The 14431-nt window shown below is 72.0% G+C and carries 11 protein-coding genes and 1 pseudogene; 5 read left to right on the forward strand and 7 right to left on the reverse strand.

Translation table 11 applies throughout. From position 1 onward, the window contains the following. The first annotated feature begins 110 nt into the window (after positions 1-110). Entirely contained in the window at positions 111-1268 is a 1158-nt protein-coding gene (locus OG207_RS03880; RefSeq protein ID WP_329095891.1) for a PP2C family protein-serine/threonine phosphatase, read from the forward strand. Between the two features lie 88 nt (positions 1269-1356). After that, on the forward strand, positions 1357-3786 hold the full coding sequence (locus OG207_RS03885) for a SpoIIE family protein phosphatase (RefSeq protein WP_329095893.1): 2430 nt from the start codon (positions 1357-1359) through the stop codon (positions 3784-3786). A 71-nt stretch (positions 3787-3857) separates the two neighbouring features. On the opposite strand, the gene OG207_RS03890 is transcribed toward OG207_RS03885, so the two are convergent. Genes OG207_RS03890 through OG207_RS03900 form a run of 3 tightly spaced genes read right to left on the reverse strand, consistent with a single transcriptional unit; the run spans position 3858 to position 7446 of the window. Beyond that, on the reverse strand, positions 3858-4994 hold the full coding sequence (locus OG207_RS03890) for a bifunctional 2-methylcitrate synthase/citrate synthase (RefSeq protein ID WP_329095895.1): 1137 nt from the start codon (positions 4992-4994) through the stop codon (positions 3858-3860). Between the two features lie 26 nt (positions 4995-5020). Then, entirely contained in the window at positions 5021-5926 is a 906-nt protein-coding gene (gene prpB, locus OG207_RS03895; protein ID WP_329095896.1) for a methylisocitrate lyase, read from the reverse strand. Beyond that, positions 5926-7446, reverse strand: a complete 1521-nt coding sequence (locus OG207_RS03900) for an MmgE/PrpD family protein (RefSeq protein ID WP_329095898.1) — start codon at positions 7444-7446, stop codon at positions 5926-5928. The genes prpB and OG207_RS03900 overlap by 1 nt, the downstream gene beginning before the upstream one ends. Positions 7447-7658: 212 nt before the next feature. Between OG207_RS03900 and OG207_RS03905 the strand changes: the two genes are divergently transcribed. Continuing rightward, positions 7659-9089 carry a short-chain fatty acyl-CoA regulator family protein gene (locus OG207_RS03905; protein ID WP_329095900.1) on the forward strand — a complete coding sequence of 477 codons (1431 nt, stop codon included), beginning with the start codon at positions 7659-7661 and terminating at the stop codon, positions 9087-9089. A gap of 136 nt (positions 9090-9225) precedes the next feature. Here the strand turns inward: OG207_RS03905 and OG207_RS03910 are convergent. From OG207_RS03910 to OG207_RS03925, 4 genes and pseudogenes are all read right to left on the reverse strand, one after another. Next, positions 9226-9602: pseudogene (locus OG207_RS03910) on the reverse strand (NF041680 family putative transposase); the annotation flags it as partial. Positions 9603-10138: 536 nt separating this feature from the next. Next, positions 10139-11044 carry a hypothetical protein gene (locus tag OG207_RS03915; RefSeq protein ID WP_329095902.1) on the reverse strand — a complete coding sequence of 302 codons (906 nt, stop codon included), beginning with the start codon at positions 11042-11044 and terminating at the stop codon, positions 10139-10141. After that, positions 11044-11187, reverse strand: a complete 144-nt coding sequence (locus OG207_RS03920) for a hypothetical protein (protein ID WP_329095903.1) — start codon at positions 11185-11187, stop codon at positions 11044-11046. The genes OG207_RS03915 and OG207_RS03920 overlap by 1 nt, the downstream gene beginning before the upstream one ends. Positions 11188-11303: 116 nt before the next feature. Next, on the reverse strand, positions 11304-12584 hold the full coding sequence (locus tag OG207_RS03925) for a GNAT family N-acetyltransferase (protein ID WP_329095904.1): 1281 nt from the start codon (positions 12582-12584) through the stop codon (positions 11304-11306). A gap of 82 nt (positions 12585-12666) precedes the next feature. Between OG207_RS03925 and OG207_RS03930 the strand changes: the two genes are divergently transcribed. Both OG207_RS03930 and OG207_RS03935 read left to right on the forward strand, forming a co-directional pair. Continuing rightward, a complete protein-coding gene (locus tag OG207_RS03930; protein WP_329095905.1) occupies positions 12667-13587 on the forward strand; it encodes a cobalamin-binding protein in 921 nt (306 codons plus the stop codon). Between the two features lie 352 nt (positions 13588-13939). Continuing rightward, positions 13940-14428 carry a DUF4430 domain-containing protein gene (locus OG207_RS03935; RefSeq protein WP_329095907.1) on the forward strand — a complete coding sequence of 163 codons (489 nt, stop codon included), beginning with the start codon at positions 13940-13942 and terminating at the stop codon, positions 14426-14428. Positions 14429-14431: the final 3 nt, after the last annotated feature.

Raw genomic sequence — 14431 nt, forward strand, 5'->3', positions numbered from 1 at the left:
CGAGCACGGTCCGTTCGGGGGTCGCCGACTTCGTGGTGATCACGCCGGAGGGCCACGGTCGCGGTGCACCGGAGTGGCGGCCACGGGTGCGGGCGGGGCAGTCTGTACTCATGAGAGCGCCCGTGCGCTCGCCCCATGGACCGCGAGCCGACGGCCACCACCAGGTCCTCTTCGTCTTGGCGGAGTGCGTGCCCTTCGCGATCGCCCTGCTGGTGCTGCTCGTCGAGTTCACGCCCCTGCACGTCCTCTACACCGGCCCCCTGTTGGTCGCGACACCCGCTCTGGCGGCCGTGACGATGGGCCCCAAGGGCACGCTCGCGGCTGCGGGGGTGGCCGTCGGTGTCAGCGTTGCCACCGCCAGCTACAACGGCGCCTGGGGAAGCCAGCAGGTCTACACCAACTTCCTGGCCCTGTTCCTGGTCTCGGTGGCGAGCTTCCTGACCAGCCACTCGGCGCGCACGCGCACGGAGAACGAGCTCAACCAGGTCCGCCGGATCGCCACGACCGCCCAGGCGGTCGTGCTGCGGCCGGTGCCGGGCCGGCTGGGCTCCGTACGGGCGGCCAGCATGTACCTGGCGGCCGAGACGGGCGCCCAGATCGGCGGCGATCTTTACGACGTGGTCCAGACCCGGTACGGGGTCCGGATGATCGTCGGGGACGTCCGGGGCAAGGGGCTGCCCGCCGTACGGGCCGCCGCGATCGTGCTGGGCGCCTTCCGGGAGGCCGTCCACTACGAGGACGACCTGATGGAGGTCGTCGACCGCTGCGAGGCGGCCCTGCTGCGGGATGCCTACGTCTCGGGCGCCGGCAACGCGGACGCGCTCCTGGAGGGGTTCGTCACCGCGCTCGTGGCCCAGATCCCCGACGGCCCGCACATCGACGTGATCAACCGGGGCCATCCGCCCCCGCTGCTGCTGTGCGACGGCGCGGTCCGGCCCCTGATGCCCACCACCCCGCTGCCGCCGCTCGGCCTGGAGGAATTCGTCAGCGGTCCTCCCGGGCGGGCGGACCGCTATCCGTTCGCGCCGGGGGACCGGCTGCTGCTGTACACCGACGGTGTCATCGAGGCCCGCGACCCGGACAAGGCCTTCTTCGACCTGGCCGAAGCCATGGTGGACATGCGCGACCACAGCCGGCAGGCGTTCCTGGAGGGCCTGCACCGGGCCTTGCTCCGCCACACCCATGACCGCCTCGCCGACGATGCGGCCGTCGTCGTCGTGGACCGGGGCGCGGACGAGGTGCAGCGGCCGGCCGGAGGTCCGGCGTAGCGCCCCGGACTCGCCCGGACGGTCCGGGACGCGACAGCATGGAGGAAGGACGGCGAGCTCGATGCCCCGGGAGGAGGTGATACGGACAGTGAACGGTCATCGCTTCTCGTTCTGCGGGGCCGAGCTCGCCGCTGTCTACGTCGTCGCCGACCAGGGCAGGGAGCTCCATCTCGCCGAGCTGACCGGAAACCGGGGCGTCCTCTACGGACTGCCGGCCATCCTCGCCGTGGCCGGCCATTCGCCCGCCGCCAACGCCTTCCGCTCCGGCCGTCCCCTGTGGCTAGCCCCCAAGGAACTCGCCACGTTCATCGAGGAGGACCCCCACCACTTCCCCACCCGGGTGCGGGACGGCGCCCCCAACTCCCCCGCTCGGATCTCCCTGGGCGCGCTACCGCTGGGGTACGACGACCAGGAGCTCGGATGTCTGATCGTCGCCGGGCAGACCGGGAACGGATTCAGCGCGGACGACCGCAGCCTCCTGGAGCTCTACGCCGACCAGGTGGCCACGGGACTCGAATCAGTAGCCGGACGCTTCGCCGGACGCAAGTCCCCACAGGCCCATCTGAGCCAGTCGCTGGTGCCCGACCAGGGCGGCGCGTTCATCCTGGAGCTGGCCACCGGCCGTATGGAGGCCGACGCGCACGTGCTGGAACTGCTCGGTCTACCGCCCGGGCAGTTCGACGGGCAGGTGGAGACCGTGCTCGCCTGCGCCGTGCCCGACGACATGCCCGCCCTGATGGCGATCGTGGAGCCGAACCGGCTGGCCGCCGCCGGACAGCAGCTGGCGTTCCGCATCCGCCGCCCGAACGGCGAGCTGCGCTGGCTGGGGCTGCGCTGCCGCGTGGAGGTGGACCCGGACGGTACGCCGCGGCGCGTCCTGGGTGTGGTGGCCGATGCCACGTACCTGCGCCCGAGTGCCGACGAGGTTTCCCTCGTCCAGCGGCTGTCGGCCACCCTGGCAGGAGCGGCGACCATCCGGGAGGTCAGCCGGCTGGTGGTCGCAGCCCTGCGCGAGCCGCTCGGCGCCTCCCGAGTAGCGGTCGGCGAGCTGGAGCCCGAACGGCTGATCGTCACCGCCCTCGATCCTCCGGAACCCGATGCCTGGCCCGAGGTCTGGCGCTCGGAGTGGCGGTCCGAATGGCCCGACGTGGCGCTGAGCGACCTGCCCACCCTGCAGAGCGCGCTGCGCGGCGGGCACATGAGCCTGTGGCCGCCGGGGGCGGCGCTGGAACCCGGCCTGCTGGACGTCGGGCCCGGTGGTCTCGCGGTGCTGCCGCTGCCCGCCGACGGCCGGTTGGTCGGGGTGTGTCTGGTGGGGTGGGACGCGGAGCACCGGTTCGGGCCGGAGGAACGGTCGCTGCTGACCGCGACCGCGGGGCTGGTGGGGCAGGCGCTGGTGCGCGCCCACGCCCTGGACGCGGGCCACGAACTGGCCACCATGCTCCAGCGCAGTCTGCTGCCCCGCAAGCTCCCGGAGCTGCCGGGCGGGGTCGCGGTCGCCCGCTACCTGCCCGCGACCGCCGGACTCGAGGTCGGCGGCGACTGGTACGACGTCATTCCGCTCCGTGACGGTCACGTGGCCTTCGTCATCGGAGACGTACAGGGCCACAGCGCGGGAGCCGCCACCATCATGGGCCAGATGCGTACGGCGGTCAGGGCCTACGCGGTGGAGGGACACCCTCCCGATGTGGTGGTCGCGCGGGCCAACCGGCTGCTCGCCGGCATGGAGACGGACCTGTTCGCCACCTGCGGGTACGTGGACCTGGACATGGAGGAGGGCATCGCCAGGGTCGTCCGGGCCGGCCACCTGCCGCCGATCTTGCGTTATCCCGACGGCGTCGCCGAGGAGATGGTGGTCGAGGGCGGTCCTCCGCTGGGTGTGCTCGCGGAAGCGGAATTCCCCATGACCGAGGCGGGGCTGGTCCCCGGCACCCTGCTCGTGCTGCTCACCGACGGCCTGGTCGAGTCGGCCAGACTGCCCCTGGAGGAGGGCGTACGGCGGGTGTGCGACGTGCTCGCGGTGGCCGACCCGGTCGATGTCGGAGGGATCGCCGACGAGCTGGTCATCGGCGTGGGCCGGCGCGACGACGACGTGGCGTTGCTGGTGTTGCGCTACGACGGCCAGGGGGACCGGCCGATGCGGAGCCACTGGACGGTGTGGCGGGTGCCCAACGCGGTCCTGCACGCGCGCCGCTTCACCGCGCGCACCCTGCGGTCCTGGGGGGTGGTGGAGGAACTCGACGAAGCCCTGCTGGTCGTGTCCGAGCTGGTCACCAACGCCATTGCGCACACCCAGGGCGAGGTGGGGATGGACCTGACCCTGTCGGCGGACCGGCTGCGGATCGCCGTGAACGACGCGTCGCCGCGCAGCCCCGTGAAACCGGTCTGGGTGAGCTGGGAGTCGACCGGTGGTCGCGGGCTGCTCATCGTCGAGGCGACGGCGACGGCCTGGGGCTCGGTGCCGCTCAGCAGCGGCAAGCAGGTGTGGGCCGAGATCCCCTGGCGCCGCGGTTCCTGACACGTTGCCCGGGCGGCTCCCCAGGGCGGCTCCCGGGGGCGGCTCCCGGGGGCGGCTCCCGGGAGCCGCCCTCAACCGCGGGCCGGGAGGGGGCGCTGGGAGGGGCCGGTGTAGGAGCCGAGAGGACGGATCAGGGCGTTGTGCTCCAACTGTTCGGTGATGTGGGCCGTCCAGCCGGTGATCCGGCTCATCACGAACAGCGGGGTGAAGGTCGGGACGTCGAACCCCATCAGGTGGTACGCCAGCCCGGCGGGATAGTCGAGGTTCGGGTGGATCCCCTTGCGGCTGATCATGGCGTGCCGGAGCGAGGCGTGCAGGGTGGCGAGCCGGGTCGCGTCGGGGTCCGCGGCGCGGGCGACGAGTCGGTCGGTGGCCTCCTGCATGATCGGCACCCGGGAGTCTCCGTTCTTGTAGACGCGGTGCCCGAAGCCCATGATCTTCCTGCGGGCGGCGAGCGCCCCGTCCAGCCACTCCCCTGCCCGCTCCGGGTCGCCGATCTCGCCCAGCATGTGCATCACGGCCTCGTTGGCCCCGCCGTGGAGCGGGCCCTTGAGGGCGCCGATGGCCGCGGTGACCGCGCTGTAGAGGTCGGAGAGGGTGGAGGTGACCACTCGCGCGGTGAAGGTGGAGGCGTTGAAGCTGTGCTCCGCGTAGAGGATGAGCGAGATTTCGAAGCACCGGACGACCTCGGGGGCCGGCACCGTTCCGAAGCACATCCGGAAGAAGTTCTCCGCATATCCGAGCGAGGGGTCCGGCTGGAGGGCGGCGAGTCCGCGGCGCCTGCGGTGGTCCGCCGCGACCACGACCGGCAGCTTCGCCAGCAGCGCGAGGGACTTGGTGCGGTTGGCCTCCGTGCTGCCGTCGTCCTCCGTGGGGTCCTGCGAGCCGAAGACGCTGACGGCGGTGCGCAGCACGTCCATCGGGTGGCAGGTCTCGGGCAGCCGGGCGAGCAGTTCGGCGGTGGTCCGGTCCAGGGGTCGCAGGGCGCGCTCGCGGGCCCGGAACTCGCGCAGTTGGTCCGCGTCCGGGAGGTCGCCGTACCAGAGGAGGTGGGCGACCTCCTCGAAGGAACAGCGGGCGGCCAGGTCCTGGACCGGGTACCCGCGGTAGGTGAGGGAGTTGGTCTCCTGGATGACGGTGGAGATGGCGGTGGTGTCGACGACGACACCAGTGAGACCGCGGTGGATCTCGGGCGTGGTGGCGGTCATGGGTGGCCTCCGGTGCGGGTGGTCGGTCAGTTGCCGGGCGGGAGCGTGAAGTCGGCGACGGTCGAGTCGAAGGCGGCGTAGTCCTCGTAGCCGAGCACCCCGTAGAGGCGGGAGCGGGTCTGCATGCGGGGCAGCAGCGACTCCTGGGTGCCCTCGGCGGCGAGGGTGCGCAGGCCGTCCTCGACCGCGCCCATGGCGAGGCGGAAGAGGGTGACGGGGTACAGCGCGATGTTGTATCCGAGGTTCTCCAGCGTGCGTGCGTCGAGCAGCCTGCTCTTGCCGAATTCCGTCATGTTCGCGAGGAGGGGGACGTCGACGGCCTTGCGGAAGGCCTCGAACTCGGCCTCGTCCGCGAGCGCTTCGGGAAAGACGGCGTCGGCGCCCGCGTCCACGTACGCCTTGGCCCGGTCGATCGCGGCGGCCAGGCCTTCGACGGCGCGGGCGTCGGTACGGGCCATGAGGAGGAAGTCGGGGTCGCGGCGGGCGTCGGCGGCGGCGCGGACCCGGCGTGCCATCTCCGCGCGCGCCACGACGCCCTTGCCGTCGAGGTGGCCGCACCGCTTGGGGTTGACCTGGTCCTCCAGGTGGAGTCCGGCCAGCCCCGCGTCCTCCATGAGCTGGAGGGTGCGGGCGGCGTTCATCGGCTCGCCGAAGCCGGTGTCGGCGTCGATGAGGGCGGGCAGGTCGGTGACGCGGGTGAACTGCTGGGCGCGGGCGGCGATCTCGGTGGAGGTGGTCAGACCGATGTCGGGCAGGCCCAGGTCGGCGGCGAGCACGGCCCCCGAAAGGTACACGGCGTCGAACCCCGCCTCCTGGACGAGCCGGGCCGAGTACGGGTTGATCGCGCCCGGGATCCTCAGCAGCCGCCCGGAGGCGAGCCGTTCGCGGAAGGTGCGGCGGCGGGACGCGGGCGTGGTGCGGGTGTGGAGCATCAGAGCAGGCCCTTCGGGAGCCGTGCGTCGGCCGCGGCGACGGCGTTGGTGTCGACGGTGGGGAAGAGGTCGGCAAGGCCTGCGGTGCCCAGCTCCGCCAGCCGGTCCGCGGCCTGCAGGAAGTGGTCCTGGGCCGCTCCGGTGACGATCCCCTCGGTCAGCGTGCGGAACTTGGCGGTGTAGCCGGCCCGGTCGAACGGGCGGGCTCCGGCGGGGTGCGCGTCGGCGACGGCGAGCTGGTCCTCGATGACGGAGCCGTCCTCGAAGGTGATCACGGCGCGGCCGCCGAAGGCCCGACGGGACGGGTCCGGGTCGTGGTACCGCCGGGTCCATTCGGGGTCCTCGGCGGTGGAGATCTTCCGCCACAGCTCGACGGTGGCGGGCCGCCCCGCGCGCTCGGGGGCGTAGGAGCGCTCGTGGTGCCAGCCGCCGTCCTCGAGGGCGACGGCGAAGACGTACGGCACCGAGTGGTCGAGGGTCTCGCGGCCGGCGGCCGGATCGTACTTCTGCGGGTCGCCGGAACCGGAGCCGATGACGTGGTGGGTGTGGTGGCTCGTGTGCAGGACGATCGAGCGGACCTTCTCCAGCGGGCCGGCCTTCTCGCGCAGGGTGCGGGCGAGGTCGATGACCGCCTGCGCCTGGTACTCGGCGGAGTGTTCCTTCGTGTACGTGTCGAGGATCGCGCGGCGCGCCTCGCCGGGCCCGGGCAGCGACACGGTGTACGAGGCGTCCGGGCCGTCCAGCATCCAGGCGAGGAAGCCGTCCTCCCCCTCGTAGATCGGCGAGGGGGATCCCTCGCCGCGCATGGCCCGGTCCACCGCTTCCACGGCGGCCTTGCCGGCGAAGGCCGGTGCGAACGCCTTCCAGCTGGAGATCTCGCCCTTGCGCGACTGCCGGGTCGAGGTGGTGGTGTGCACCGCCTGCTGCACCGCCTGGTACACGACCTCGGTGTCCAGCCGCAGCATCGCTCCGATGCCGCACGCCGTCGCGGCGCCGAGGTGGGCGACGTGGTCGATGCGGTGCGCGTGCAGGCAGATGCCCTTGACCAGGGCGACGTGGACCTCGTAGGCGGCGATGATGCCCCGCAGCAGGTCCGCGCCCGAGCGCCCGGTGCGCTGGGCCACCGCCAGCAGGGGCGGGATGTTGTCCCCGGGGTGGGAGTAGTCCGCGGCGAGGTAGGTGTCGTGGAAGTCCAACTCGCGCACGGCCGTGCCGTTGGCCCAGGCCGCCCACTCCGGCGACACGCGGGTCCCGGCGGCGACGCCGAAGACCGACGCGCCGGAGGGGGTCCGGTGGCTGAGGGCCTGGGCCCGGGCGACGGCGACCGGGCGGCGGCGCAACGAGGCCACGGCGACCGAGGCGTTGTCGATGATCCGGTCGACCGCCGTCGCCGCGGACCCTGGATCGAGGTCCGGTGCGTCCTGGGTGCCGGTGGCCACGACGGCCAGCTTCCAGGCGAGCTGCTCCTCGCGGGGCAGGCGGTCGGCGCTGGGGTGTACACGTACCTGATGGTCGATCACGGGGCTCCTCGCAGCGTGCGGTGGGACGGTGGGACGGTGGGGCGGTGGGTGCGCCGTCGTTCGAAGGTGAGTCTTCCCCTCCCGGAGGGCCGGGGCGACGGCTCCACACTGCGTAATCCGTCCCTGCCTCACGTGCGAAACTGCGAATTCTGCGAATGGTGCGGATGCTAACTTCACAGGTGAGGACGGGTGGAGAGGAGCTCGGGATCCCCATGGGACGGCCTGCCGGACGGAAGATCTACGCACACGCGAAACTGCGCAGGCTTCGCCGTGAGCGGGGCATGAACCAGGTCGAACTGGCCCACGCCCTGGGTCTGTCCACCAGCTACCTCAATCAGATCGAACACAGCCGGCGGCCGCTGACCGCTCCGGTGCTGCTGCGGATCGCCGAGGTCTTCGGCGTCGATCCGGAGTTCTTCTCCGAGGCCGGAGAGGAACGTCTGGCCACCGATCTGCGGGCGGCGCTCGGGGACGAGGCGTGCGGAAGCCCGGTCCCGGGGGACGAGATCGCCGATGTGGCCCGCGACCACCCCGAGGTGGCCCGCGCCCTCGTCGCCCTCCACCAGCGCTACCGGGACGCCTCCGAGCGGGTCGTCGCCCTGGCCTCCCCCGAGGACACCGCGGGCCTGTTGCCGGCCGAACCCCACGACGAGGTGCGGGACTTCTTCTACGCCCACCACAACCACTTCGCCGCCCTAGAAACGGAGGCCGAGCAGACCGCCGGAGCACTCGGCCTCGGCCGGGTCGGCCGCGCCGCGGACGCGCTCACGGGCCGCCTCACGACCCGGCACGGGATCAAAGTGCTCCAGGCGGGCCCCGAACCCTCCGCCGACGCACGGCGCTTTGACCCCGACAGCGGACTGCTCCTGCTCTCCCCCTGGCTCAACGAGGGACAGCGCGCCTTCCAACTGGCCACGCAGCTCGCGCTGTTGGAGCAGGGCCCCCTGCTGACCGGACTGGTCGACGCGGCGGACCTGTCCTCGCCACAGGCGGAGGGCCTGGCCCGCATCGGGCTCGCCAACTACTTCGCGGGCGCGCTCCTCATGCCGTACACCGCCTTCCACGCGGCGGCCGAGCGGCTCCGGTACGACATCGAACTGTTGCAGGCCCGCTTCGGAGTCGGCTTCGAGACCGTCTGCCACCGCCTGTCCACCCTCCAGCGCACCGGGAACCGGGGAGTGCCCTTCTCCTTCCTTCGGGCCGACCGGGCGGGCAACATCTCCAAGCGCCAGTCCGCCACCGACTTCCACTTCTCCCGGCTGGGCGGCACCTGCCCGCTCTGGACCGTCTACGAAGCCTTTTCCTCCCCCGGCCGCATCCTCACGCAAGTCGCCGAGATGCCCGACGGCAAGAAGTACTTCTGGATCGCCCGCACGGTCACCCGTGGGGGCTTCGGCCACCACGCGCCCCGGGCCGACTTCGCCGTCGCCCTGGGCTGCGAGCTGCGCCACGCCCCGCGCCTGGTCTACGCGGAGGGCATCGCCCTGCACGACGCGCACGCCACCACGCCCATCGGGCTGGGCTGCCGGATCTGCGAACGGCGGGACTGCGCCCAGCGGGCCCGTCCCCCGGCCGGCGGAATCCTCTCCGTCGATCCCGACCTGCGCACCCACGTCCCGTACCCGGTGATCGCGGACCGCTGACACGGGCCCGGCCCTGACCCCGGCCCTCTAGTCCCACCAGTCAGTGCGTCCCTTGTCGTCGATCTGGGCGCCGGACGGTTTTGCCCACGTCGTAGCGGGTGGCGGGCATCTGGTTCTGCGAGCCGAGTGGCCTGCCAGGACCGGGCCTGGTGGGTTTGGGCGCACGGTCCGAGCACATGCGTCCCAGGAGCTCAATGGGGAGCCCGTTGAGCAGGTAGGCCATGTGCGGGCGTCGTATCCGACGTCGAAGACGATGAGGATGCCCGGATCGCCCTCGACCACCCGGCGGACCTGGCGGGCGGTGAGCTCGGCGACGTCGTCCTCGGGGTCGAGCCGGACGGCGTCCAGCAGCTGGCACCAGGAGGGGCGGCCCGATTCGAGAGCGTCGTACAGCGCGCCGTGCCCGCGGCGGTGCTCGGCCAGCAGCGTCAGGTCAACCGGCGCCGTCACCGGCCCGTCCGCGCACAACAATGCGTCCGCGAGCTCGAACAGTTCGTCACGCCGAGCGGTCAGGCACGCGAAGAAGGCCTCCCGGAAGTGTGGCGCTTCCGCGAACGGCTCCCAGAATGAGCTATCCCGTTCGACGCGTCGTTCGAGGCCATGGCAACATGTTCCGCATGATGACAAACCGAAAGGTCCATGCCGCGTAACCGGCCAGGACAGATCCGGGCCGGCCTCCCGCATCGGCTCGGTGAGCAGGACACCAAGGCCGCCATCAACGGGCTGTCCCCTCGAGTGCTGTCCGAGATCGCCCGCCTTGAGCGCACCCGCAACTACCTGGCGCCGGGAGAAATCGGCTGGGCCGTGCGCATGTGGAGGGACCATGTTCGCCGGTCCGCGCGCGAGCTATGGCACCACTACGAGCACGGCGACGTGCACGAGTACTGCTGCGGCAATCCCCTGCAGGCCCGTGCTGTCCTCGACACCGCGCTTCGGGTCATGTCCCCTCGCGGTTCCCGCGAGTTCCGAAAAGTCATTGCCCATCTCGACGGTCAGCTCGATCGCCTCTCACTCCCGCCACCACCAGCAGGACCATAAAGCTCCGCGGATCACTGGCCGTCGGCGGCGGCCAGGAACAGCGTCCAGCCCTCGGCGACGTGCAGGTCGAGACCGGTCAGCCCGGTCCCGGAGGCGACCCCCGGCTGCCACAGGGTCGACAGCAGCGGGCCCGCAGGGCCCTGCACCCGCTGCCATCCCTCCGCCTCCAGCGCCTCGGACACGGCGGCGAGCACCTCGGGCGCCGCCACGTCCACGGGGCCGAGCAACGCCCCGACGGCCGACGAGCCGTCCCCGGCATGATCGGGCTCCTGCTGGAGCTGGATCCCGCCGTGGGAGCCCAGGGCGAGGGCACCGATCCGCTCGCCCAGTTCCTCGGTGAGTCGGACGGCCGCGTCCGGGGACACGCCCGCCGCCCGTGCCGTGAGCGACACGTGGACACCGGAGAGGTCCCGGGCCAGTGCGGCGAGGGATTCGGGGTCGTCAAGGGGTTCGACGGGGCCTTCCGCGACCAGGTCCTCTACCTCGTACTCGTCGCCGTCCTCGGGTGCGTGGAACGGGTCGGCACCCAGCCGCGCGCAGAGGGAGTACGTACCGTAGGCGGTACGGCCGGCGGCCCAGTCAGCCTCGTCCGCATTGAGGGTCCCCGCGTGCGGGGTTTGTGCGTCGACGTGCAGCGCCGCGGGGTCGAGCCCCAGCCGGGTGATCAGTCCGTCGGTGGCGGCGCGCAGTGCGGCCTCCTGGTCCGCCGGGGTGGCGGGCGCCGGTGGCAGCACGGTGAGCAGACCCACCAGGAACCCGGTCCGTAGGCTGTGCGGATGCGCCGCCTCGAACTGGACCTCGCGGGGCGACAGCTCGGCGACCAGGGGCAGACAGAGCCGCAGGGCCTCCTCCGCGGTCTCCACTCCCGGCAGGTTGCACTGGATGCGGACGTAGGCATCAGCCGGTGCGGTGTCCATCAGTGAGTCACGTGCTCCTGGGGCGAGATGTTGGCGTGCGAACTGTTCTTGCCCTGGTTCTTGCTCCCGGCGCACATCCTGAATTTGCTGCCCTTCTCGATTTGTACGTCCCACTCGTCCTTGCCTTCGGTCGCGTTCTTCACCAGACCATGAAGCACAAGCTCAGCCCGTCGTTCTTCGTCTTCGCGTTCATCTCCGCCAGCGCGCGCAGGTCGGTCCTGGAGATCGTGGACCGGCTCGCGAAGTGGACGTTCGCCCGCTAGATGGTGAGCGTGTTCCAGGCCCGCATCGGGGTGTGGAGCAGGTGGTCGAGGCGGTCCGCCGCGCCCGGGGTGTTTTCGGCGAGCAGCCCGGCGGCTAGCAGGCGGCCGGCGGACTCGGTGCCCAGGTACAGGGTGCTGAGTTCGCTCACGCCGAGGGTGAGGTCGGCGGGCGACTCGGTGGGGGTGCAGCGGCCGGTGCCGTCCGAGGCCGTTTCCAGCAGCCAACTGCCACTGGTCCAGCCGCGCGGGTCGGTCACGGCCAGCACCACTCGGCCGGGCCCGGCATGACGGCGGGCGGCGAAGGCGGCGGGCAGGTTGAGCAGCCGCAGCCAGGTGAAGTCCGTCTGGGAGACGTGCGGAGTGGCCGCGCGCGGGTTGGCCAGCAGCAGCGGCAGCGGATCGTCCGGGCCGATGTCCTCAACCTCGATGCGCTGTACCCAGTCGACCGAGAAGAGCAGCCGCCACAGGGCGTTGGCAGTCGGCCGGTCGAGGGCCAGGAAGTCCATCACCTTGAGGGTGGAGTCCGGTGTCATGCCGATCCACTTGTCGTCCACGCGGTAGACGGCCAGGCCGGTGACCACCCCGGTCGCATCGCGGTGGACGGCGAAGAAGGGCTCCTTCCAACCACGCGCGGGCAGCACCACCTCGCCCGTGTCCATCGCCCAGTTGGCGGCCGGTCGACTCAGTGCGCCGGGCTGTGTGAGCCGCCAGCGGTCGTACAGTTCGGGGCCGAGCTTGCGAACCTCCTCCGGGGTCGCGAAGTCGATCCGTCCGCCGAGCGGGGTGCTCAGGTCGGGCCGCAGGCCCCCCGACCTCGGCACGTCGACCGTCAGCCCGGCCATCCGCGTCGCCGGGCCGAATCCGAAGCGGCCGTAGATCGGGTACTCGGAGGCTATGAGCACGGCGGCCACGCTGCCCCGCTCGCGGGCGGCGGCCAGGTCGCCGTTCATCATCCGGCTGAGCAGCCCGCGGCGTCGGTGGGTGGCGGCCACGCTCACCCCGGTGATCCCGTGCACCGGCACGGCGGCTCCGCCCGGAAGGGTCAGGTCCAGGTCGTAGCTGCGGAAGGTACCGACGAAGGCCCCGCCCGCCGTATGGTCCACCGCCGCCAGCCAGCGGCCCGGAACGAACTGCCGCTGGCGCACCTCCGTGCCGTCGCCCTCGTGCGGGCTGAGGTATCCGCGCATCAGGGCGCGGTCCCAGGTGGTGATCTCGTGCTCGCCGATGGGGCGGATCTCGATGTCGGAGGCAGTCTGAGCTGGGGATGAGTCGATCATCAGGCCAAGGTACGACGGTCCGTCAGCTTCGGGCACCTGCTTTATTCAGCACGATCGGCCGGACCGCACCTAGGCTCGGAGGATGCGCATCGTCTCCCTGCTGCCCGCGGCCACCGACATCGTGGCGGAGCTCGGTCTGGCCGCCGATCTGGTGGGCCGTACGCACGAGTGCGACTGGCCGCCGCGGGCGGTGGCCGGCGTGCCCGTGGTGACCTCGGCCGAGTTCTCGGCGGACACCCTGAGCAGCAGGGAGATCTCCGATGCCGTCGGCGGCGCCGCGCACAGCGGCTCCTCGCTCTACACCCTCGACACCGAGGCCCTCGGCACACTGGCTCCCGACGTGGTCCTGACGCAGGACCTGTGCGACGTCTGCGCGGTGTCCTACGCGGGGGTGAGCCGGGCCGTGCGCGTCCGGGACGGCGGGCCCCGCGTGCTGAGTCTGGAACCGCGCACGCTGGGCGAGGTACTGGACTGCCTGGTCACGGTGGGCGAGCTGCTCGGCGTGGCGGACCGCGCGCGGGAGCGGCGCCGCGCCCTCGCCGCGCGGCTGGAGGCCGTACGGGCGCGGACGGCCGGGCGGCAGCGGCCCAAGGTGGTGGCGATCGAATGGCTCGATCCGCTCTGGCCGGCCGGGCACTGGGTGCCGGAGCAGATCGCGTGCGCGGGCGGTGAGGCGCTGATCGCCGCGCCGGGCGAGCACACCCGGCCGATGGAATGGGAGGCGGTCCGGGCCGCCCGCCCGGACGTGCTCCTGCTCATGCCCTGCGGGTTCGGCCCGGAACGCACCCTGCGCGAGCGGGAGCTGCTGACCTCGCTGCCGGGGTGGGAGGAGCTGCCCGCGGTGCGCGCGGGCGAGGTGTGGGTGCTGGACGGGCCCGCCTACTTCAACCGCCCGGGCCCCCGCGTCGTACGCGGCGCGGAGGTACTGGCGCACGTCCTGCACGGGGTCGGGGCGGGGGCGCCGGTGAGTCCGGCGGAAGCCCGCCGACTCGGCCGCGGCTGACGGCGGGCCCGAATCCGGGGTTCGCTCCCGCTCCCCTCCCCCCAGGCCGTACGATGCGTTCTGCTCCGGCCCACTGCGGCCCGAGCCACAACCGAATGCATGCACAACTGGGGGAAGCCGGTGGGAATCCGGCGCTGACCTGCAACCGTGAACGGCGTCCGCAACGCCGTGAGTCGGAGAACCCGGGGTGCGATGTGCACCGCTTCCCACTGTCATGGTCTGCAGTACGAAGCCCCAGCCCGGCCCGGCACCCCCGTGCGCCCTCCTGAGGGACGCCCGCACGGGGTGTGCGCGGGTGCGGGTCGGAGGGTTCGCGCGAGCAGACCCGAAGATCCGCTCAGGAAGGCACTCCATGCGCCAGACCCTCGTCCGCCGCTCGGTGGTCACCACGCTCGCCCTCGGTCTCGCCCTCGCCACCGCTCCGGCCGTGGCCGAGGCCAAGCCGAAGCCGAACACGAACGCGGCCGTCAAGGTGAACCTCACCGTCCAGGGACCCGACGGACTGCTGTTCAAGGGCAAGGTCAAGACCAAGGGCCACGACGTCACCACCGCGACCGGTGGCACCCACAAGTGCGACGGCACCAACGGCGGCGCCAACCCGTCCAAGGTCCCCACCCCGACGGCCGCGCTCGACGACGCCGCCCACAAGAAGGGCTTCGCCTGGGACGGCACCTGGTACGCGTCGTTCGACGACTTCTCCGTCGACACCATAAAGAACGTCAGCGGCGGCGGCTCCGCGTACTGGAGCATCGCCGTCAACGGCACCCCCACTCCGGTCGGCGGCTGCCAGTTCAAGCTCAACGCCGGCGACCAGGTCTCCTTCACCTGGACGTCCTTCTAGTGT

Origin of the sequence: Streptomyces sp. NBC_01439 (assembly GCF_036227605.1) — a bacterium.
Classification (GTDB): Bacteria; Actinomycetota; Actinomycetes; order Streptomycetales; family Streptomycetaceae; genus Streptomyces.

What these genes read in the sequence shown, in the direction of transcription:
- OG207_RS03880 (WP_329095891.1), top strand. Translation starts at nt 111, where the DNA reads ATGAGAGCGCCCGTGCGCTCGCCCCATGGACCGCGAGCCGACGGCCAC.
- OG207_RS03890 (WP_329095895.1), bottom strand. Translation starts at nt 4,994, where the DNA reads ATGACCGCCACCACGCCCGAGATCCACCGCGGTCTCACTGGTGTCGTC.
- prpB (WP_329095896.1), bottom strand. Translation starts at nt 5,926, where the DNA reads ATGCTCCACACCCGCACCACGCCCGCGTCCCGCCGCCGCACCTTCCGC.
- OG207_RS03905 (WP_329095900.1), top strand. Translation starts at nt 7,659, where the DNA reads ATGGGACGGCCTGCCGGACGGAAGATCTACGCACACGCGAAACTGCGC.
- OG207_RS03915 (WP_329095902.1), bottom strand. Translation starts at nt 11,044, where the DNA reads ATGGACACCGCACCGGCTGATGCCTACGTCCGCATCCAGTGCAACCTG.
- OG207_RS03925 (WP_329095904.1), bottom strand. Translation starts at nt 12,584, where the DNA reads ATGATCGACTCATCCCCAGCTCAGACTGCCTCCGACATCGAGATCCGC.
- OG207_RS03930 (WP_329095905.1), top strand. Translation starts at nt 12,667, where the DNA reads ATGCGCATCGTCTCCCTGCTGCCCGCGGCCACCGACATCGTGGCGGAG.
- OG207_RS03935 (WP_329095907.1), top strand. Translation starts at nt 13,940, where the DNA reads ATGCGCCAGACCCTCGTCCGCCGCTCGGTGGTCACCACGCTCGCCCTC.